The organism is Streptomyces sp. NPDC026377 (genome assembly GCF_055567715.1).
Map to the genome: position 1 here is coordinate 1 of NZ_JBVHPV010000019.1, position 18,915 is coordinate 18,915.

Genomic DNA, 18,915 nt, shown 5'->3' on the forward strand with positions numbered 1-18,915 from the left:
GTAGACGGCTACGCTGGCGATCCCGGCGTCCCGACACGCCCGGGCAACGCGGACAGCGATTTCGCCACGGTTGGCGATGAGCACCTTGCGCACGACGACTGCTCCTCAACTTGCGGGTGCTGAAGCGGAAAGATCGAGAGCGAAACGCCCTGTGGTTTGTACAGCTCCACCCTCGAAGCATCCTGGAGAGACGGTATCCGGCGTTACTCCGCAGTTGTCCACCGTCCGGTAATCCAACGCAGAGCGCCGGGTACCGGAGAGGCCCCAAGCGCCCTGGTGCGTACGGGAGTCGGTGGCGGGCGGCGGACGGTTTCCCCGCCCGGGGCGCCCCCGGGCGGGGAATTGCGGGAAATGGCTCGGGGGTTGACTTCGGCCCTGCCCGGCGATCGCCCGATCGGTCCCGGTAATGCATTCCTGGTCACGGGAGACCGGAATCCCCGAATTCCCGTACTCCGCCGTGAACTGCCCCGAGGATGACCCCGGTCGGCTGTCGTGTACGTCACAGATCGCCGATCTTGCGGCCCCCGGCGCCGACCTGGGGGCTGCCTCCCCCGTAAGGCTCCGTAAAACCAACCTGTCGTACGGTTCCTCTGACCGGGCGGGAGGGGAAGCTTCGGAATCCACCGATAGTTCTGGGCGATTCGCCCGCGTATCATACTTTTGACAAACCGGGATGCCGGTTTGTAATCTCTTTAACAAGTCAATGCGGCGCGCTGGTGCACACAGGACTTGGGGGAGTTATGCGCTTTCGTATGCTGGGGCCACTTGAGGTGATGTCCGGTGGTCGGCCTGTCACTCTGGGGGGAGTGAAACAGCGGGCGACGCTGGGCTGTCTGCTGCTCCAGGCGAACCAGGTCGTTCCGACGAGCAGGCTGCTGTCCGCGCTCTGGCGGGCGGACAGCACCCCGGCGACGGCACGCAAGATCCTTCAGAACGCGGTCTGGGGGCTGCGCGGGATCCTCGGCGAGAGCGACCCCGAGGGGGCGGGAGGCGCCGAACTGCTCACCCGCGCGCCCGGGTATCTGATCCGCACCGACCCGGACCAGATCGATCTGCACGTCTTCCGGCGCAAGGTCGGCGAGGGCCGGGCCGAACTCGCGGGCGGGCGGCCCGAGGCGGCCGTCGCCTCCCTCGGCGCGGCACTCGCCCTCTGGCGCGGCCCGGCGCTCGCGGACCTGGCCGAGACGGGCGTCGTGTGGCCCGAGCTCAGGGCCGTGCAGAACACCCGGCGCGATGTCCTGGAGGACTACTTCGAGGCGCGGCTGGCGTGCGGCCAGCACTACGCCGTCCTCGGTGAGCTGGAGTCCGCCGTCGAGGCCGAGCCGCTGCGCGAGCGCAGTTCGGGTCAGCTGATGCTGGCCCTGTACCGCTGCGGACGGCAGGCCCACGCGCTGGCCGTCTACAACCGCCTGCGGGCCACCCTGGTGGAGGACCTCGGTCTGGAGCCCGGCCACGAGCTGCGCGGCCTCCAGCAGGCCATCCTCGCCCACGACCCGTCCCTGGACCTCGCTCCCGGGCGCCCGGCGCCCGTCCCCGCACGGTCGGCGGCCCTCGCGCCCGTCGCCGCCGCCGACCAGCCGTGCGAGCGCGGCGACCGGCGCCGCACGCTGACCGCCGTCTCCGGCCACCGCAGGCACGCCAGGACTCCGGAGCGTACGGCGTCGACGCGGCCCGTGGCCGTGCCCCAACGGACTGACGTACAAGAGGACGTGACACGCCGTGAGGTGCTGAGCGTCCTCCTCGTCCAGGCACGCGTCGGCTCAGGGGTGCACCCCGGCGGCGGCCTCGGTCCCGGGCTCGGTCCCGGGCTCGGCGAGGCGGTCGATCTGGACGAGATGCTGGAGCGGGCCGGCGCGGTCACCCGCGCCCGGGTCGAGCACTTCGGCGGACTGGTCGTCGGCTCCGTCGGCCCGGTCTCCCTCGGCCTGTTCCAGGACACCCGGGGTGACGGCGCCGCCCTGCGCGCGCTCCGGGCCGCCGCCGCCGTGCGGGACGCGGTCGTCCCCGACCGGGGCTTGCGCCTGCACGCGGCCGTCGCGACCGGCCGGGCGCTGGTCCGTTACGCCCCCGGCGACCCCGGAACCCCGCTGGCCGTCAACGGGGTCCTGCTGGACCTCTGCCAGCGGCTGCTCGCCCGGGCCGCGCCCGGCGAGATCCTCGTCTGCGACGACTCCCGCCTGGCCGCCGGACCCGAGGTCTCCTACGGCCCGGCCGAGGCCTCCCCGGGCCACTGGCGGGTGCACGAGGCCTACGCAAGGCCCGGCACGCCCCGCACGCGCCCCCAGGCCGTCAACGGGCAGCGGGAGGGGCAACTCGTCGGGCAGCGGGACGGGCAGCCCGACGGACAGGTGGCCCGGGTGCGGACGGCCGCGTACTCCGCGCCCTACGTCCGCCCGCCCCGGCGAATCGGAGCCTGACCGCCCCCGGCCACGGGCCCGGCCCCCGGTCACGGGCCGGCCTCGGCCACGGACCGGTGCGGGCGCCGGGATGGATCCGTGCCCCGTCGGGGGGCGGGACACGGACCCACCCCCGACGCCCGCACCCCTGCGGCGCCGAAAGGATGCGGGGCCCGTCCGCCGGACGGGCCCCGCATCCGTGTGCCGGTGGGCCGGTGTGCCGGTGTGCCGGTGTCTAGACGGGCAGCGCGGCGGCCAGGCCGGGGCTGCCGTCGGGCTTCAGCGAACCGAGTGCGTCGGCCCGGGCGAGGCGGGGCAGCAGCAGCCGCCAGAACTTGCCGAACATCTGCCGCGAGGACCAGCGCGGCTGACTGCGCCCCATCGCCTCGAAGCCGACCGTGGTCGCCGCGATCACCGCCTTGGCGTCCTCCACCGCGACCCCCTCGGCGAGCGCGCCCTCGGCCGCCGCCCCGGCCAGCACGTCACCGACCCAGTCCACCCAGTACTGGCGCAGATCCATCGGCCCCTTCCAGGTCGCGTCCGAGCTGAGCCCGAAGCCCGCCCGCAGGACCACGTCGTCACCGAGCCGGAAGGCCAGCGCGTGTGTGGTGTCCACCAGGAGCTGGAGCGCCCGGCCGTGCCCGGACTCGCGCGGGGGCGCGATCTGCCGCAGGGACGTCATGGCGTGCTCGGCCACCGCCTCGGCCAGGGCGTTCTTGCTGACGAAGTGGAAGTGCAGCGCCCCGTTGCTGACGCCTGCCCGGGTGCTGATCGCGGTCAGTGAGGAGGGGGCGAAGCCGTCCCTGTCGAACACCTCGGCCGCCGCCAGGATCAGCGTCTGACGTGTCCGCTCAGCCCGTTGCTGCTTGCTCATGGTGGTCACTCCGTTGTCGCGCAGGAAGGAGGGGGGCTTCTGGGGTGACAGGAGCCGAGGAGGAGAGTGTATATAAACCAACTCGACGGTTTCTTTAGTGCGGATGGAGTCTGGCCCAAAGCGTTCGTCGGCCGGTCCCGGCCCACTCCGCGTCCTACCCATCTGGCCTGCCCGTAAAGGTGAGTTGGGGTGGGACGGGGCGGCGGACTCCGGCTGGAAGCGGGTGGGTGCTCCTGTCCGGGCCTCGTCGGGGCCTCGTGCGGGCACCGTCCGGGATGTCCCGCTCGGCGCCGACGAACGGGACACCCGGTCTGTAAGGCTCTGCTTCGGGTGATGTTGGGGGTACGCGAAAGGGCCCGGCGGATCAGTGGATTCCACCGGCCCGCCGGGCTCTTCGGACGCGTATGTCTGCTTCGTGCGCCGACTGCGTCTCTACGTCACCGCGTCCGCGTCACCGCGTCTACGTGACCGCGTCACCGCGTCAGTTTCACTGCGTCTGCGTCTCCCCGGCCGCCGCGCACTCCGCGCAGGTGCCGAAGATCTCCACGGTGTGCGCCACGTTCACGAAGCCGTGCTGCTCCGCGATCGCGTCCGCCCACTTCTCCACCGCCGGGCCCTCGACCTCCACGGCCTTGCCGCACATCCGGCAGACCAGATGGTGGTGGTGGTCACCCGAGGAGCAGCGCCGGTAGACGGCCTCGCCGTCGCTGGTGCGCAGCACGTCGACCTCGCCCGCGTCGGCGAGCGACTGAAGGGTGCGGTAGACCGTGGTCAGCCCCACGGAGTCGCCCCGGTGCCGGAGCATGTCGTGCAGCTCCTGCGCGCTGCGGAACTCGTCCACCTGGTCGAGGGCCGCCGCCACGGCGGCCCGCTGCTTGGTCGACCGGCCGCGTACGGGTGGTCCAGCCGTCGCCACAGGTGCCTCCCTCTAACCGTCGCCCGCTCACGTCGTCGGGCCATTCTGCCAGGTCGGGGTCAGACCGTGGCCTCGTCGGAGGCGGTACGCGCCCCCGGCACCTCCAGGGTGCACCGCTGGGCGGCGGTTTCGGCCACCCGCGCGCGCCTGCGCGCCAGGGGCGCGGCCAGCGCGGTCAGGGCGATGAACGCGCCGATCGCGAGCAGCACGATCGTCGCCCCGGGCGGCACGTCCTGGTAGTACGAGGTGACTGTTCCGGCCAGGGTGACCGTCGTACCGATGACCACCGCGAGGACGAACGTCACCGCGAAGGAGCGCGAGACCTGCTGGGCCGCCGCGACCGGCACCACCATCAGCGCGCTGACCAGCAACAGTCCGACGGCCCGCATCGCCACCGTCACCGTGATCGCGGCGGTGACCGCGACCAGCAGGTTCAAAGCCCGCACCGGAAGCCCGGTGACCCGCGCGAACTCCTCGTCCTGGCTCACCGCGAACAGCTGTCGCCGCAGCCCGACGGTGACGAGCACCACGAACGCGGCGAGCACGCAGATCGAGGTGACGTCCGAGTCGGAGACGGTGGAGAGCGAGCCGAAGAGGTACGAGGAGAGGTTGGCGTTGGAGCCGGTGTCCGAGAGGTTGACCAGCAGCACACCGCCCGCCATACCGCCGTAGAAGAGCATGGCGAGCGCGATGTCGCCGCGCGTCTTGCCGTACGCGCGGATCAACTCCATCGTCACGGCGCCGAGGACGGAGACGAGCGTCGCCATCCACACCGGGCTGGTGTTGAGCAGGAAGCCGAGGCCGACGCCGGTCATGGCGACATGGCCGATTCCGTCGCCCATCAGGGCCTGGCGGCGCTGGACGAGGTAGATGCCGACGGCGGGCGCGGTGATGCCGACCAGGACGGCCGCGATGAGCGCCCGCTGCATGAAGGCGGTCTGGAGGATTTCCATGGTCAGCTCAGCAGTCCTGTACGGATCGGCTCGACGGCCGAGTGGGGGTGGACGTGGTCGTGGCCGGGCAGGGCATGCTGGCCGGTGGCCTTGGGCGGCGGCCCGTCGTGGGTGACGCAGCCGTCGCGCAGCACCACCGCGCGGTCGATCAGCGGCTCCAGCGGACCGAGTTCGTGCAGGACGAGCAGGACGGTCGCGCCGCCCGCGACCTGTTCGCGCAGGGTCGCGGCGAGGATCTCCTGGCTGGCCAGGTCGACGCCCGCCATCGGCTCGTCCATGATCAGCAGTTCGGGCTCGGAGGCGAGCGCGCGGGCGATCAGGACGCGCTGGTGCTGGCCGCCGGAGAGGGCGTTCACCGAGTCCTTGGCGCGGTCGGCGAGGCCCACGAGCTCGATGGCCCGGGCCACGGCCGTCCGGTCCGCCCGGGAGAGCAGCCCCAGTTTCGTACGGGACAGCCGCCCCGAGGCGACCACCTCGCGCACGGTCGCGGGCACCCCGCTGGCGGCGGTGGTGCGCTGCGGTACGTAGCCGACGCGCGCCCAGTCCCGGAAGCGCTTCAGCTCCGTACCGAACAGCTCGACGCGGCCCCCGGTGAGCGGCACCTGGCCGATGACCGAGCGCACGGCGGTGGACTTGCCGGAGCCGTTGGCGCCGAGCAGGGCGACGACCTCGCCGCGCTCGACGGTGAGGTCGATGCCGCGCAGCACCGGGCGCGAGCCGAGGGTGGCCGTGGCCGCGCGCAGGGATATGACGGGTTCCGTCGTGGGGTCCATCACTGGTGCCTCCGATGTGCCGGATGCGGATGCGGATGCGGGCGTGAACGCCGAGGTGGATGCGCGGGCCGGGCGGGACGCGGGGCCGGGAGCCGGTGCTTCGCGGGTCGTCACTTCGCGCCGAGCGCCTTGCGGAGCGCGGCCAGGTTGGACTCCATCACCTGGAGGTAGTCCTTGCCCCTGGACTTGTCGGTGATGCCCTCCAGCGGGTCCAGGACGTCGGTCTTCAGGCCGGTGTCCCCGGCGAGCGTCCTGGCGGTCTTGTCGCTGGCCAGCGTCTCGAAGAAGACCGTGTCGACGTGGTCCTTCCGCGCGATCGACTGGAGCTCCTTGACCCGGGCGGGGCTCGGCTCGGCCTCGGGGTCGATGCCCGCGATGCCCTCCTGGGTCAGCCCGTACCGCTCGGCGAGGTAGCCGAACGCGGAGTGGGTGGTGATGAAGGTCTTGGTGGCGGTGGTCCGCAGGCCCGCCGCGAACTTCTCGTTGAGCGCCCCGAGGTCCTTGACCACTGCGGCGGTGTTCTTCTCGTAGTCCGCCGCGTTGTCGGGGTCGGCCTTCTCCAGGGCCTTGCCGACGCCCCGGGCGACCTCGGCGTACTTGACCGGGTCCAGCCAGACGTGGGGGTCGGCGCCCGCCTCGCTCTCGCCGTGGTGCTCCTCGCCCTCGTGGCCGTGGCCGACCTCGGTGCCGTGGTCCTCCAGCTTGGTCAGCCCGGCGGCGTCCACGGTGTGCCCGGCGCCGGACTGGGCGATGGCCTTGTCCACGGCGGGCTGGACGCCCCTGAGGTAGACGACCAGACCGGCCCGGCCGAGCGAGGCGGTCTGGCGGGGGCTGAGCTCCAGGTCGTGCGGCTCGACGCCCGGCTTGGTCAGGCTGCGTACGGAGACGTGGCCGGCGCCTATGCGCTCCGCCAGGTACTGCATGGGATAGAACGACGCCACCACGTCCAGCTTGCCGTCCTTGCGGCCCGGGCCCGCGTCGGTGTCCGAGCAGGCGGTCAGGGCGCCGAGGCCGAGCACCACGGTGGTGGAGAGGGCGGCGGCCGGTATGAGGCGTCGTACGTTCATGACACTCATTTTCAACAAAAGTGGAAACGATTGTCAACAAGGGTGGGGCGGCGGCCCTCCCCGGGCGCTGCCGGGGGGCCTGGCGCGATGCCTGGCGGGATACCGATTTGATCCAGGGGTGCAGGCCGCCGCTAATCTGAGGCATTCGCCGTTCGTCGTCGTCGTAATGAAGAGAGCAACGTGGCCGCCGACAAGATCGACACCATCGTCAACCTGAGCAAGCGCCGTGGCTTCGTCTACCCGTGCAGCGAGATCTACGGTGGTCAGCGCGCCGCCTGGGACTACGGGCCGCTGGGTGTCGAGCTGAAGGAGAACCTCAAGCGCCAGTGGTGGCGTTACATGGTCACCGCGCGCGAGGACGTCGTCGGCATCGACTCGTCGGTGATCCTGGCCACCGAGGTCTGGGAGGCCTCCGGTCACGTCGCCACCTTCACCGACCCGCTAACCGAGTGCACCTCCTGCCACAAGCGGTTCCGCGCGGACCACCTGATCGAGGCGTACGAGGAGAAGCACGGCAAGGAGCCCGCGAACGGCCTCGCCGAGCTCAACTGCCCCAACTGCGGCAACAAGGGCACCTTCACCGAGCCCAAGAACTTCTCGGGTCTGCTCTCCACCCACCTCGGCCCGACCCAGGACAGCGGCTCCGTCGCCTACCTGCGCCCCGAGACCGCGCAGGGCATCTTCACCAACTTCGGCCAGGTCCAGCAGACCTCGCGCAAGAAGCCGCCCTTCGGCATCGCGCAGATGGGCAAGTCCTTCCGCAACGAGATCACGCCCGGCAACTTCATCTTCCGCACCCGCGAGTTCGAGCAGATGGAGATGGAGTTCTTCGTCAAGCCGGGCGAGGACGAGCAGTGGCAGGAGTACTGGATGCAGGAGCGCTGGAACTGGTACACCGGCCTGGGCCTGCGCGAGGAGAACATGCGCTGGTACGAGCACCCGAAGGAGAAGCTCTCCCACTACTCCAAGCGCACCGCCGACATCGAGTACCGCTTCCAGTTCGGCGGCAGCGAGTGGGGCGAGCTGGAGGGTGTCGCCAACCGCACCGACTACGACCTCTCGGCGCACGCCAAGGCGTCCGGCAGCGACCTGTCGTACTTCGACCAGGAGGCCGGTGAGCGCTGGACCCCGTACGTCATCGAGCCCGCCGCCGGTGTCGGCCGCTCCATGCTGGCCTTCCTCCTCGACGCCTACAGCGAGGACGAGGCGCCCAACGCCAAGGGCGTCATGGAGAAGCGCGCCGTGATGCGCCTCGACCCGCGCCTGGCGCCGGTCAAGGTCGCGGTGCTGCCGCTCTCGCGCAACCCGCAGCTCTCGCCGAAGGCGAAGGGCCTCGCGGCGGACCTGCGGCAGAACTGGAACATCGAGTTCGACGACGCGGGTGCGATCGGGCGCCGCTACCGCCGCCAGGACGAGATCGGTACGCCGTTCTGCGTCACCGTCGACTTCGACACCCTCGACGACAACGCGGTGACCGTCCGCGAGCGGGACACCATGTCCCAGGAGCGGGTGTCCCTGGACCAGATCCAGTCGTACCTGGGTGCGAGGCTTCTGGGCTGCTAGTTCGTCCGCGGGTGATCTGTGGTTGTCCGCGCAGTTCCCCGCGCCCCTGAAGGCCTGGTCCCGTACCGCATGAACACGCGGTACGGGGCCAGGCCTTCTGCCTTGAGGGGCGCGGGGGAGGCGCGACCAGCCCCCGCCGCCCGCAGGTGACGTCCTACGCGCGCCGCCCCGCGACCACCCCGCACGCCACAGCGAGCGGCAACTCCGCGAACAGGGCGAGCGCGATGGCCGTCGCGCATTCCGGACCGGCCGCCGCCGTCGTCACGTCGAACCACGCGTCCATCAGCAGCAGCGCCCCCGTCGCCGCGGCGGCGGGCGACACCCGCGGGTCCCCGCGCCGCAGCAGCATCCCGGTCCCCACGAGCCCCACGGCGAGCCCCGCGTCCAGACCTATCCAGGCCAGCGGCCAGTTGGACACCTCCACCGTCGACGGCAGCGTCTTGGCCAGGACCACCATCCACGGCACCAGGACGACCCCCGCACCCGTCAGCAGCGTCGCCAGGCGCGGCCGGCGGATGCGGATCTGCGGGGCGACGAGTGTCATGGCGGCGGTCTCCTTCCGGCCCGGCGGCCAGTCCGCCGAGCACGGCAACAAGCCTCGCCTGCCCAGCCGTTGAGATCAGTAACGCGACGGCCCGAACCGGGGGTGGTGCCAGCTTCACCCCCGGGCGGGCAGTAGCGTGATGGCACCGCTCCGAGCTGGGCGTTTACGGTATGCACATGGCAACTCCCGGCCCGCTGCGGCGCGCGACCGACTGGGCCGCCGCGCACGCCCCGTGGTCGGCGTGGGCCTGGCGCAACACCGCCTTCGCGGTGGCGGGCATACCGCTCGCGCTGCCCGCCGTGGGCTCGATCACGTATCTGGTCCTGGCGCCCGGACACACCCCCGACGCCCTGCTCTTCGTGTTCCTCCTCAGCCCGCTCCTCACCACGCTCCAGCGCAGCCGCTTCTGGTCGCTGCTGGGCCTGGACGTGCCCGGCATCGCCTGGCAGAGCCGCGCCTTCACCCGGCGCGGGCTCGTTGAGCGGCTGCGGTCGGAGTCGACCTGGCGGAGTTACGGCTACCACCTCCTCATCGCCCCGCTCGCCGCGGCGGCCGGTGTGCTGGTGGTCGGCGGTTGGGTCGGGGGCCTCTTCTGCGCCTTCGTGCTGTCCTGGCTGTGGGCGGTGCCGCTGCACGCGGGACTGCCCGAATGGACCGACGCGTACGCGCTGTTCACCGTCGCGGGGGTGCTCCTCCTGCTCGCCACGCCCTGGTTCGCCGCGGCCGCCGTCCGGCTCGACGGCCACGCGGCCGCCGCCCTCCTCGGCCCCAGCCGGGCCAAGGAGCTGGAGCGGCGCGTGGAGACCCTGGCCGAGAGCCGCGCCGGGGTCCTGGACGCCGCCGACGCCGAACGCCGCCGCATCGAACGCGATCTGCACGACGGCGCCCAGCAGCGCCTGGTCTCCCTCGCCATGAACCTGGGCCTGGCCCGCGCCACCCTCACCGACCTGCCGCCCGAGGCCCGGGCCGTCATCGACGAGGCGCACCGCGAGGCCAAGGAGGCCATCGAGGAGCTGAACAGCCTGGTGCGCGGGCTGCACCCGGCCGTCCTGGACGACCGGGGCCTGGACGCGGCGCTCTCCGGCATCGCCGCCCGCGCCCCGCTGCCGGTCGAGCTCACCGTCGACCTGGACCGGCGCCCCGCGCCCACCGTGGAGGCCGTCGCCTACTTCGTCGTCTCCGAGGCGCTGGCGAACGTCGCCAAGCACGCCCGGGCGACGCGCTGTTCGGTGCGGGTGCGCCGCCGAGGCGACCTGCTCCGCCTCACCGTCAGCGACAATGGCGCCGGGGGCGCGGACGCCGCCGGCGGCACCGGACTGCGCGGCCTCGCCAAGCGCGTGGGGTCCGTGGACGGAACCATCCATCTCGACAGCCCCCTCGGGGGCCCGACCGTCATCACCGTGGAGCTGCCGTGCGGGCTGTGATCGCCGAGGATTCGGTGCTGTTGCGCATAGGACTCGTCAAGGTCCTGGAGATGGCGGGGTTCGAGGTCGCCGCCGAGACGGAGGACGCCGACGGGCTGCTCGCCGCCGTCGAGGAACACCGGCCGACACTCGCCCTCGTCGACGTCCGGATGCCGCCCGGTTTCACCGACGAGGGCGTACGGGCCGCGCTGATGATCCGCCGGCAGTGGCCGGACACCGCCGTCCTGCTCCTGTCCCAGTACGTGGAGGAGCGGTACGCGGCCGATCTGCTCAGCGCCCGCTCGGGCGGCATCGGCTATCTGCTCAAACAACGCGTCGCCGACGTCGAGGAGTTCATCGACGCCCTGCGGCGGGTGGCCGGCGGCGGCACCGCGCTCGACCCCCAGGTCGTCGCCCAGCTGCTGCTGCGCCGGGGCGGCGGCACCGACCCGCTGGACCGCCTCACCCCCCGCGAGCGCGAGGTCCTCGCCCTGATGGCCGAGGGCCGCTCCAACGCGGGGATCGCCGAGCAGCTGGTCGTCGGGGAGAGCGCCGTCGCCAAGCACATCAACAGCATCTTCGCCAAGCTCGACCTGCCGGTCGCCGACGGCGACCACCGCCGTGTCCTCGCCGTCCTGCGCTTCCTGGACGGCGGCTCACCGGACAGCGGTTCACCGGACGGCGGCGCATGAGCACCACCGCCCGGCCCGGCCCGGACCACCGCACCGCCCCCCGCGCCGACCGGCCCCGGCACCGGGGCAGGTGGATCCTGGTCGCCGTGCTCAGCGCGCTGTTCGTGGTGGCGCCGCTCGGCATCGAGGTGTACGCCCAGCTCGCCCGCCAGACCACCAGCCACACCAGTGTCGAGACCAGCGACCGCCACCCGGTGGGGGCCGTCGAGGTCGAGGCGGGAAGCGCCGAGCTGACCGTGGTCCCCGGCGCCGACGGCGAGGTCCGCGTCCAGGAGCGGCTCTCCTGGTCGCTGCGCAAGCCGAAGGTCCGCAAGGAGTGGGACGGCGACACGCTCAGGCTGCGGCCCGAGTGCGACGGCCGGTTCGCCGTCACGAGCCTCGGCTGCTCGGTCCAGCTGGACCTGACCGTCCCGGCCGGGGTCCGCCTCACGGTCCGCAGCGGCTCCGGCGCCGTCCGGGTCAGCGGCCTGACCGGACCCGTCGCCCTGCACGGCGGCTCCGGCACCATCAAGCTCTACGGCGTGCGCGGCCCGCTGAAGGCCGTCGTGGGCTCCGGCTCGGTCAGCGGCGCCGCGATCGGCTCCGCCGAGGCCGAGCTGCGCTCCGGGTCCGGCCACGCCGAGCTGGAATTCGCCGCCCCGCCCCGGAAGGTCACCGCCACCACGAACTCGGGCAGAGTCGAGCTCATCCTCCCCGCCGGCTCGCACTACCGGATCACGGGCACCAAGGGATCGGGCACCCGCGACATCGACGACTCCCTGCGCGACCCCGCCTCGGACCGCCTCGTCGAGCTCTCGGCCGGCTCGGGCACGGCGATCGCGGACCGCACCCGCTGGTAGCACCGGTAGCACCGCCCGCCTCCGCCGTCACGCCCGGTGGGCCCGCAGGCCGTGCACCACCAGGTCCACCACGGCCGTGAACTCGCTCTCGATCTCCGGCCGCGGCCACTGCGGCGCGTACGCCGGGTCGTGGAAGCGGTTGGTGGCGTCGAAGACCGCCCGCGCCGTCCGCCCGTCCGGCCCCAGCGCCGTGAACCGCCCGCGCTCGACGCCCCGGTGGACGATCTGCGCGAGCTGGTCGACCAGTTCGGTGATGTGCTCCTCGACCACCGCGCTGTTCTCCGCGAGCAGCACCTCGTACGTCGCGAAGAGCTCGGGGTCGTCGCCCGCCTTGCGCCGCTTGGCCTCGAAGAGCTTCGCCAGCCAGGCGCGCAGCGTCGCCTCCGCCTCCTGGGGCTCGTCGTCCGCGATCGAGGCGAGCTCGCGTGTGGTGCGGTCCAGCCAGCGCTTGGTGACGGCCTCCCGCAGCGCCGACTTCGTACGGAAGTGGCGGTAGACGCTGCCGTGGCTGACGCCGAGCTGGCGGGCGACGTCGACGACCGTGGCCTTCGCCGGGCCGTGGCGGCGCAGCACCTCCTCGGTCGCTTCGAGGATGCGCTCGGCGGTCAGGGGTTCCGTACTCATGACCTTGACGTTACCCGCCGACTCCGCCACCGGGTCCGGCCCTGTGGACAACGCGAAGACAGGCCCTCAGCGCTCGCTGTCCAGATGCGCCATCTGCGCGGCCGGGTAGCGCTCGCCCGCCGCCGCCCCGGCCGGGACCGCCGCCTCGATGGCGGCCAGGTCGCGGGCGTCGAGGGTGACGTCCAGGGCGCCCAGCGCCTCGGCCAGCCGGTCCCGGCGGCGGGCGCCGACCAGCGGCACCACGTCCGCGCCGAACCGCTCGCCCTGCGCCATCACCCAGGCGATCGCGATCTGCGCGACCGAGACGCCCTGGTGCTCGGCGACCTTCCGCAGCGCCTCGACGAGGCCGAGGTTGCGGTCGAGGTTCTCGCCCTGGAAGCGGGGGCTCATACCGCGGAAGTCATTGGCCGCCAGCTGCCGGTCGCGGCTGAAGTGGCCGCTGATGAGCCCGCGCGAGAGCACGCCGTACGCGGTGATCCCGATGCCCAGCTCCTTGGCGGTCGGCAGGATCTCGTCCTCGATGCCGCGCGAGATGAGCGAGTACTCGATCTGGAGGTCGCAGATCGGGGCGACGGCCGCGGCCCTGCGCAGGGTGTCCGCGCCGACCTCGGACATCCCGATGTGCCGTACGTGACCGGCCTCGACCAGCTCCGCGATCGCGCCGACGGTCTCCTCGACCGGGACGTCCGGGTCGAGCCGGGCGATGCGGTAGACGTCGATGTGGTCGACGCCGAGGCGCTGGAGCGAGTACGCCGCGAAGTTCCGCACCGCCGCCGGGCGGCCGTCGTACCCGGCCCAGCCGCCGTCCGGGTCGCGCAGGGCGCCGAACTTGACGCTGGTGAGGGCTCGCTCGCGGGCGGCGGCGGGCGCGCTGCGCAGCGCCTCGCCGATGAGCAGTTCGTTGTGGCCCATGCCGTAGAAGTCGCCGGTGTCGAGCAGGGTCACGCCCGCGTCGAGGGCGGCGTGGACGGTGGCGATCGACTCGGCCCGGTCGGCGTCGCCGTACAGCGCGGACATGCCCATGCAGCCGAGGCCGAGGGCGGAGACCTGGGGGCCGGTGGTGCCGAGGGTGCGGGTGCGCATGGCGGTCACTCCTTGGAGGGGACGGGAGGGGGTGCCCCTCCACTGTGACATGTCAGATGACAGATTTCAATATCTGTCATCTGACACCTGCCACCTCTCGTGCGGGTGTCGCCCCTCACCCCACGGTCTTCGGCAGCCGCAGGCTCAGCAGCGCGGTCAGGACCACCGCCGCGAGCTGGACCAGCAGGGTCACCACCAGCGCGTCCCGGGTGCCCATCGACGGCAGCAGCGACAGGAAGAGGCTGCCGAGGGTGGCGACACCGAGGGCGAGGGCGGACTGCTGGGTGGTGACCAGCACGCCGCTGCCCACGCCGGCGCGGTCGGTCGGCACGTCCGAGAGCACGATCCGGAACAGCACCGGCAGCTGGAGGCCCTGGCCGAGCCCGGCGAGCGCCACCCCGGGCGCCAGCTCCGCTATGCCGAGGCCGGACCAGCCCCGCCAGACGGTGAGCACCAGGACCGTGATGCCGATGCCCTGGAGGATGCCGCCGGTGGTGACGATCCGGCTCCCGTACCGGCCGATCAGGCGCGGCCCGGCCAGCGAGGCGGCGAAGAACGCCACCGCCATCGGCACCAGCGCCAGCCCGGCCGACACCGGCCCCATCCGCAGACCCTGCTGGAGGACGACCGCGATCACGAACATGAAGCCGCTGAAGCCGACCGAGAACGGCACGATCATCACCAGGCCCCGGCGGAGCGAGGGCAGCCGCAGCAGGCTCGGCGGGACCAGCGGCGTCCCGCCGAGGCGGTCGGCGCGCCGCTCGGTGCGGTAGAACGCGAGGGCGGCGAAGGGGAAGACGGCGAGCGAGACCCAGGTCCACAGCGGCCACCCGGCCGCCCGCCCCTCGGTCAGCGGCAGCAGCAGGCTGATCAGCGAGAGCGCGAGCAGCAGCGTGCCGGGCACGTCCACCGACGCGGGCCGGTCCGAGCGGGTCTCGGGCACACTGCGGACCGCGAGCACCAGCCCCACGATCACCACCGGGACGTTGACCAGGAAGACCGCGCGCCAGCCGCTGCCCGCGATGTCGGCCGCCACCAGCACGCCGCCGAGGATCTGCCCGGCGACCATGGAGAGCCCGGCGGTCGCGCCGTACAGGCTCATCGCGCGCGCCCGGCGCGGTCCCGCCGTGGTGGCCTGGATGGTGGCGAGGACCTGCGGCAGCATCAGCGCGGAGGCGGCGCCCTGGGCGACCCGGGCCGCCACCAGCGTCCAGGCGCTCGGCGCCAGACCGCAGGCGAGCGAGGTCACCCCGAAGGCGGCCATGCCGATGAGGAAGAGCCGGCGCCGCCCGGCGGTGTCGCCGAGCCGGCCGCCGAGGACGAGCAGCACGGCGTACGCGACGCCGTAGCCCGCGACCACCAGTTCCAGCGTGGCCGGGCCCGCCGCCAGGTCCTTCTCCATGGCGGGCAGGGCGACGTTGACGATGAAGAAGTCGATCAGGGGCAGGGCCGCGCCGAGCAGTACGGTGAACAGCCCCAGCGGGCCGATCGCCGCGCCGCTGTGGCGGATCACCGGGACGGCCGGGGTCTCGGCCGTGGCGGTGGATGCGGAAATAGTCACGTCATTGCTCACGCAGAAGACGATCGCCCCTCGCCCAGCCTGGTACCAGAGTCTCTTTATCCTGGTACACGCAGTACCTGGCAATGGGGTGGGCGCTGCGGCACCCTGGTGCCATGACCACTGTGGCCCCGGAGTCCGACGTCCGCCGGCACGAGCTGGCGGAGTTCCTGCGCAGCCGCCGCGAGCGCATCACGCCCGAGCAGGTCGGCCTGCCGCACGGCCGCCGCCGGCGCACCCCGGGGCTGCGCCGCGAGGAGGTCGCCCATCTCTCCGCAGTCGGCGTCACCTGGTACACCTGGTTGGAGCAGGCCCGCGAGATCCAGGTCTCCGCCCAGGTCCTGGACGCCCTCGCGCGCGCTCTGCTGATGGACGCCAGCGAGCGCACCCATCTGTTCGCCCTCGCGGGCGCCACCGACCCCAACCCCAACGCGCCCTGCCCGACGGTCACTCCGGCCCTGCGCGCGATGCTGGACCAGCTGGAGCCGGTGCCCGCCTGCATCCAGAACAGCCGGTACGACATCCTTGCCTACAACCGCACGTACGCCCGGCTGCTCTGCGACCTGGACGCGCTGGCGCCCGAGGACCGCAACTGCATGTGGCTGGCCTTCACCAACGACGACTGGCGCGCGGCCGTGGCCGACCTGCCGGACGTCAACCGGATGATGGCCGCCAAGTTCCGCGCCGCGATGGCCGAGCACCTGGCCGAGCCCGCGTGGAAGACGCTCCTGAACCGGCTGGAGAACGGATCGCCCGAGTTCCGCGAGATCTGGGCGCGGCACGAGGTGGTCGACCAGAGTGGCCGGGAGAAGTACATCCGCAACGCCCATGTGGGGCTGCTGCACCTGGAGCACACCAACCTGTGGCTGGGGCCCTCCTCCGGCCCGCGCCTGGTGACGTACGTGCCGCTGGACGCCGCCTCACGCGCGGGGCTGGAGCGGCTGCTGGAGATCTCGGTCCGGGAAGCGGCGCCGGTCGGGGCCGCGCGGTGATCCCGACCGGCGCACGCTCAGATGGAGCCGAACTCACCGGCCTTGAGACCTGCCACGAAGGAAGAGAAGGTGCCTGCGGGGAGGTTCAGGGCCGGGCCGGTCGGGTTTTTGGAGTCACGGACGGGGACCGTGCCGCGTGTGGCGGCAAGGTTCGTGGCGACCTCTACGCACTGGCCGCCGTTACCGCTGTACGAACTCGTGAACCAGCAGGGGGATTCGGTCGTCACTGGGAACCCTTTCGAAACTGGTCGATCAGAGCCACGGACGCCGCTTGCGGCAACGCCTCGGCCTGCAGCTGATGGTATGCCTTAAGTATGGCCACGACAGCGCCGCCGTCCCGCTCCAGATGCCCCCGCTGCGCCGACTCGGCATAGGACATGATCGAGCGGTCCGGCATGGTCAACACGGTTACCGGCAGACTGAACGGCCTCCTCGCCCCCATGCTGAACGGGGCGACCTGGAGCAGGGTGTTCGGCATCGCGGCGAACTCCAGCAGACGGTCGAACTGGGCCGCCATGATGGAAGAGTCGCCCATCGGCCGCCGGATACAGCTTTCGTCGAGCACGACGTGGATCAACGGGGACGGGCTGCGGACGAGCGTGGATTGCCTGCGGGCCACCAATCGGACTCGCTCTTCGGCCTGTTCGGGCGTACTGGCCTCCCGCCGGACCGCGTCGGCTTCCAGCGTTGCCGCGTACTCCCTGGTCTGGAGCAGGCCCGGGACGACACCCACCTCGTACAGCCGCAGCTCAACCGCCCGCCCCTCGTACTTCACGTACTCCGGGAACCCCTCCAGCAGGCTGCCGTGCCGCATCTGTCGGTACTCGCGCTCGAACGTGTCCCCGGTGCCCTGAAGGCCGAACGCCCGGTCCGCACTGCGCGAGAACCGGAGAGTCGAAGGCTTCCGGCCGGTTTCCACCGCCGAGATGTGAACGCTGGAGTATTCCATCCGGTCGGCGAGATCGTCTTGAGTCCAGCCTTTCGCCTCCCGCAGGCTGCGCAGACGCGCCCCATAAGCTGCCTGCGGCGAGGCGTCCGGCCTCAACTCCTTGCGGTTCAAAGGACGTTCACCAACCTTCCGTTCGCTTCCAGCAAGTTGAATGGTCCCCAGGTGTGAGCCACGCTGAACGCGCCCAGTAGTAATAGCACTACGGAGAGGAGCGGACGTGCCCGGCGAGAACAGGGCCGCCGAGAGGGCGGGATCATGAGCAGCCCGGAATACGTGACGGAGCGGCACCCGGCCGGCGAAGTGACCATGACGGCCCAGTGCCTGCACGGCAGCGGATGCGCATGGACGCTGGCCGCGACGAACGACCTGGAGGGGGGAAGTGTCGAGATCATGACGCACACCGCCGAGACCGGGCACGGGATCTTCGCCCGCCGCTTGGAAGACGTGGCGTACGTGGTCCGTGGCGGGGCGGGTGCGCAGGCGCGCCGTGGGGCCTTCGAGTGGCGGTTCGTGTAGTACGGCTAACTAATAACCTCGGGCATGCGCGACAATGGCGTAATGACCACGCTCAACATCGGCCCGCATGCCGTGCAGCCCCCGGTGGTGCTGGCGCCCATGGCCGGCATCACCAACGCCCCGTTCCGTACCCTGTGCCGCGAGTTCAGCGGTGGCAAGGGGCTGTTCGTGAGCGAGATGATCACGACGCGGGCGCTGGTCGAGCGCAACGAGAAGACCATGCAGCTGATCCACTTCGACGCGACGGAGACGCCCCGCTCGATCCAGCTGTACGGGGTGGACCCGGTCACCGTCGGCAAGGCGGTCCGGATGATCGTCGACGAGGACCTGGCCGACCACATCGACCTGAACTTCGGCTGCCCGGTGCCCAAGGTGACCCGCAAGGGCGGCGGCTCGGCCCTGCCCTACAAGCGGCCCCTGCTGCGCGCGATCCTGAACGAGGCGGTCTCCAACGCCGGGGACCTGCCGGTCACCATGAAGATGCGCAAGGGCATCGACGACGACCACATCACCTTCCTGGACGCCGGGCGGATCGCCGTCGAGGAGGGCGTCACCGCGATAGCGCTGCACGGCCGCACCGCCGCCCAGCACTACGGCGGCACCGCCGACTGGGACGCCATCGCGCGCCTGAAGGAGCACGTCCCGGAGATCCCGGTGCTCGGCAACGGCGACATCTGGTCCGCCGAGGACGCGCTGCGGATGATGAAGGAGACCGGCTGCGACGGCGTGGTCGTGGGCCGAGGCTGCCTGGGCAGGCCCTGGCTCTTCGGTGACCTGGTGGGCGCCTTCGAGGGGACGGGCTCCTACGCGCGCCCCACCCTGCGCACGGTCTCCGAGGTGATGGTGCGGCACGCGACCCTGCTCGGGGAGTGGATCGGCGACGAGACGCGCGGTGTGATCGACTTCCGCAAGCACGTGGCCTGGTACCTCAAGGGGTTCTCGGTCGGCTCGGAGATGCGCAAGCGCCTGGCGGTCACCTCGTCCCTGGAGGAGCTGAGCGCTCAGTTGAGCGAGCTGGACCTGGACCAGCCCTGGCCGGACGGCGCGGACGGGCCGCGCGGGCGCACCTCGGGCAACAACCGCGTGGTCCTGCCGGACGGCTGGCTCAAGGACCCGTACGACTGCTCGGGTGTCAGCGCCGATGCCGAGCTGGACACCTCCGGGGGCTGAGAG

At 71.9% G+C, this 18,915-nt stretch carries 20 protein-coding genes; 8 read left to right on the forward strand and 12 right to left on the reverse strand.

Features of this window, described 5'->3' with window-relative positions:
* Positions 1 to 93, reverse strand: a 93-nt coding sequence (locus tag ACZ4MU_RS29595) for a biotin carboxylase N-terminal domain-containing protein (protein ID WP_280842533.1), incomplete at its 3' end; no start/stop codon positions are given.
* A gap of 713 nt (positions 94 to 806) precedes the next feature.
* On the opposite strand from ACZ4MU_RS29595, the gene ACZ4MU_RS29600 reads away from it, so the two are divergent.
* Positions 807 to 2,417 (forward strand): AfsR/SARP family transcriptional regulator, encoded by a 1,611-nt coding sequence (locus tag ACZ4MU_RS29600; RefSeq protein ID WP_467882361.1) that lies wholly within the window; start codon positions 807 to 809, stop codon positions 2,415 to 2,417.
* A gap of 214 nt (positions 2,418 to 2,631) precedes the next feature.
* Here ACZ4MU_RS29600 and ACZ4MU_RS29605 read toward each other — a convergent pair whose 3' ends face one another.
* From ACZ4MU_RS29605 to ACZ4MU_RS29625, 5 genes are all read right to left on the reverse strand, one after another.
* Positions 2,632 to 3,270, reverse strand: a complete 639-nt coding sequence (locus ACZ4MU_RS29605; protein WP_467882363.1) for a ScbR family autoregulator-binding transcription factor — start codon at positions 3,268 to 3,270, stop codon at positions 2,632 to 2,634.
* Between the two features lie 487 nt (positions 3,271 to 3,757).
* Complete coding sequence (locus ACZ4MU_RS29610) at positions 3,758 to 4,186, reverse strand: Fur family transcriptional regulator (protein ID WP_467882364.1); 429 nt, start codon at positions 4,184 to 4,186, stop codon at positions 3,758 to 3,760.
* Between the two features lie 59 nt (positions 4,187 to 4,245).
* The gene (locus tag ACZ4MU_RS29615; RefSeq protein WP_467882365.1) at positions 4,246 to 5,139 is read right to left on the reverse strand and encodes a metal ABC transporter permease; all 894 of its coding nucleotides are present in this window, start codon (positions 5,137 to 5,139) and stop codon (positions 4,246 to 4,248) included.
* 2 nt (positions 5,140 to 5,141) lie between these two features.
* On the reverse strand, positions 5,142 to 5,912 hold the full coding sequence (locus ACZ4MU_RS29620; RefSeq protein WP_467882367.1) for a metal ABC transporter ATP-binding protein: 771 nt from the start codon (positions 5,910 to 5,912) through the stop codon (positions 5,142 to 5,144).
* Positions 5,913 to 6,022: 110 nt separating this feature from the next.
* The gene (locus ACZ4MU_RS29625; RefSeq protein ID WP_467882369.1) at positions 6,023 to 6,979 is read right to left on the reverse strand and encodes a metal ABC transporter substrate-binding protein; all 957 of its coding nucleotides are present in this window, start codon (positions 6,977 to 6,979) and stop codon (positions 6,023 to 6,025) included.
* Between the two features lie 180 nt (positions 6,980 to 7,159).
* On the opposite strand from ACZ4MU_RS29625, the gene ACZ4MU_RS29630 reads away from it, so the two are divergent.
* Complete coding sequence (locus tag ACZ4MU_RS29630) at positions 7,160 to 8,542, forward strand: glycine--tRNA ligase (protein ID WP_358837184.1); 1,383 nt, start codon at positions 7,160 to 7,162, stop codon at positions 8,540 to 8,542.
* A gap of 154 nt (positions 8,543 to 8,696) precedes the next feature.
* Here ACZ4MU_RS29630 and ACZ4MU_RS29635 read toward each other — a convergent pair whose 3' ends face one another.
* Positions 8,697 to 9,086, reverse strand: a complete 390-nt coding sequence (locus ACZ4MU_RS29635) for a hypothetical protein (protein ID WP_467882371.1) — start codon at positions 9,084 to 9,086, stop codon at positions 8,697 to 8,699.
* A gap of 170 nt (positions 9,087 to 9,256) precedes the next feature.
* On the opposite strand from ACZ4MU_RS29635, the gene ACZ4MU_RS29640 reads away from it, so the two are divergent.
* From ACZ4MU_RS29640 to ACZ4MU_RS29650, 3 genes are read left to right on the forward strand one after another with little or no spacing between them, the layout of a single operon-like run.
* On the forward strand, positions 9,257 to 10,510 hold the full coding sequence (locus ACZ4MU_RS29640) for a sensor histidine kinase (protein WP_467882373.1): 1,254 nt from the start codon (positions 9,257 to 9,259) through the stop codon (positions 10,508 to 10,510).
* Positions 10,498 to 11,181, forward strand: coding sequence for a response regulator (locus tag ACZ4MU_RS29645; protein WP_467882375.1), 684 nt, complete (start codon positions 10,498 to 10,500; stop codon positions 11,179 to 11,181). The genes ACZ4MU_RS29640 and ACZ4MU_RS29645 overlap by 13 nt, the downstream gene beginning before the upstream one ends.
* Complete coding sequence (locus ACZ4MU_RS29650) at positions 11,178 to 12,020, forward strand: DUF4097 family beta strand repeat-containing protein (RefSeq protein ID WP_467882377.1); 843 nt, start codon at positions 11,178 to 11,180, stop codon at positions 12,018 to 12,020. Before ACZ4MU_RS29645 ends, ACZ4MU_RS29650 begins: the two co-directional genes overlap by 4 nt.
* Positions 12,021 to 12,047: 27 nt before the next feature.
* Here ACZ4MU_RS29650 and ACZ4MU_RS29655 read toward each other — a convergent pair whose 3' ends face one another.
* The 3 genes from ACZ4MU_RS29655 to ACZ4MU_RS29665 form a co-directional block, all read right to left on the reverse strand.
* The gene (locus tag ACZ4MU_RS29655; protein WP_467882379.1) at positions 12,048 to 12,644 is read right to left on the reverse strand and encodes a TetR/AcrR family transcriptional regulator; all 597 of its coding nucleotides are present in this window, start codon (positions 12,642 to 12,644) and stop codon (positions 12,048 to 12,050) included.
* Positions 12,645 to 12,710: 66 nt separating this feature from the next.
* Entirely contained in the window at positions 12,711 to 13,727 is a 1,017-nt protein-coding gene (locus ACZ4MU_RS29660) for an aldo/keto reductase (RefSeq protein WP_467882381.1), read from the reverse strand.
* Between the two features lie 115 nt (positions 13,728 to 13,842).
* Entirely contained in the window at positions 13,843 to 15,240 is a 1,398-nt protein-coding gene (locus ACZ4MU_RS29665; protein ID WP_467882575.1) for an MFS transporter, read from the reverse strand.
* Between the two features lie 161 nt (positions 15,241 to 15,401).
* Between ACZ4MU_RS29665 and ACZ4MU_RS29670 the strand changes: the two genes are divergently transcribed.
* On the forward strand, positions 15,402 to 16,277 hold the full coding sequence (locus tag ACZ4MU_RS29670) for a helix-turn-helix transcriptional regulator (RefSeq protein ID WP_467882382.1): 876 nt from the start codon (positions 15,402 to 15,404) through the stop codon (positions 16,275 to 16,277).
* A gap of 17 nt (positions 16,278 to 16,294) precedes the next feature.
* Here the strand turns inward: ACZ4MU_RS29670 and ACZ4MU_RS29675 are convergent, their stop codons facing one another.
* Positions 16,295 to 16,504: a DUF397 domain-containing protein gene (locus ACZ4MU_RS29675; RefSeq protein ID WP_467882384.1), complete on the reverse strand. Its 210-nt coding sequence runs from the start codon at positions 16,502 to 16,504 to the stop codon at positions 16,295 to 16,297.
* Entirely contained in the window at positions 16,501 to 17,337 is an 837-nt protein-coding gene (locus tag ACZ4MU_RS29680; RefSeq protein WP_467882386.1) for a helix-turn-helix domain-containing protein, read from the reverse strand. The genes ACZ4MU_RS29675 and ACZ4MU_RS29680 overlap by 4 nt, the downstream gene beginning before the upstream one ends.
* Before the next feature lie 144 nt (positions 17,338 to 17,481).
* On the opposite strand from ACZ4MU_RS29680, the gene ACZ4MU_RS29685 reads away from it, so the two are divergent.
* Together ACZ4MU_RS29685 and dusB are read left to right on the forward strand one after the other, a co-directional pair.
* Positions 17,482 to 17,742: a hypothetical protein gene (locus ACZ4MU_RS29685; RefSeq protein ID WP_467882387.1), complete on the forward strand. Its 261-nt coding sequence runs from the start codon at positions 17,482 to 17,484 to the stop codon at positions 17,740 to 17,742.
* 24 nt (positions 17,743 to 17,766) lie between these two features.
* Positions 17,767 to 18,912 carry a tRNA dihydrouridine synthase DusB gene (gene dusB, locus ACZ4MU_RS29690; RefSeq protein ID WP_467882388.1) on the forward strand — a complete coding sequence of 382 codons (1,146 nt, stop codon included), beginning with the start codon at positions 17,767 to 17,769 and terminating at the stop codon, positions 18,910 to 18,912.
* The last annotated feature ends 3 nt before the right edge of the window (positions 18,913 to 18,915 follow it).

Excerpts from the sequence above, each read along its gene's own strand:
- ACZ4MU_RS29605 (WP_467882363.1), bottom strand. The coding sequence starts at position 3,270 with ATGAGCAAGCAGCAACGGGCTGAGCGGACACGTCAGACGCTGATCCTG.
- ACZ4MU_RS29615 (WP_467882365.1), bottom strand. The coding sequence starts at position 5,139 with ATGGAAATCCTCCAGACCGCCTTCATGCAGCGGGCGCTCATCGCGGCC.
- ACZ4MU_RS29620 (WP_467882367.1), bottom strand. The coding sequence starts at position 5,912 with ATGGACCCCACGACGGAACCCGTCATATCCCTGCGCGCGGCCACGGCC.
- ACZ4MU_RS29625 (WP_467882369.1), bottom strand. The coding sequence starts at position 6,979 with ATGAACGTACGACGCCTCATACCGGCCGCCGCCCTCTCCACCACCGTG.
- ACZ4MU_RS29635 (WP_467882371.1), bottom strand. The coding sequence starts at position 9,086 with ATGACACTCGTCGCCCCGCAGATCCGCATCCGCCGGCCGCGCCTGGCG.
- ACZ4MU_RS29640 (WP_467882373.1), top strand. The coding sequence starts at position 9,257 with ATGCACATGGCAACTCCCGGCCCGCTGCGGCGCGCGACCGACTGGGCC.
- ACZ4MU_RS29650 (WP_467882377.1), top strand. The coding sequence starts at position 11,178 with ATGAGCACCACCGCCCGGCCCGGCCCGGACCACCGCACCGCCCCCCGC.
- ACZ4MU_RS29655 (WP_467882379.1), bottom strand. The coding sequence starts at position 12,644 with ATGAGTACGGAACCCCTGACCGCCGAGCGCATCCTCGAAGCGACCGAG.
- ACZ4MU_RS29660 (WP_467882381.1), bottom strand. The coding sequence starts at position 13,727 with ATGCGCACCCGCACCCTCGGCACCACCGGCCCCCAGGTCTCCGCCCTC.
- ACZ4MU_RS29670 (WP_467882382.1), top strand. The coding sequence starts at position 15,402 with ATGACCACTGTGGCCCCGGAGTCCGACGTCCGCCGGCACGAGCTGGCG.
- ACZ4MU_RS29685 (WP_467882387.1), top strand. The coding sequence starts at position 17,482 with ATGAGCAGCCCGGAATACGTGACGGAGCGGCACCCGGCCGGCGAAGTG.
- dusB (WP_467882388.1), top strand. The coding sequence starts at position 17,767 with ATGCGCGACAATGGCGTAATGACCACGCTCAACATCGGCCCGCATGCC.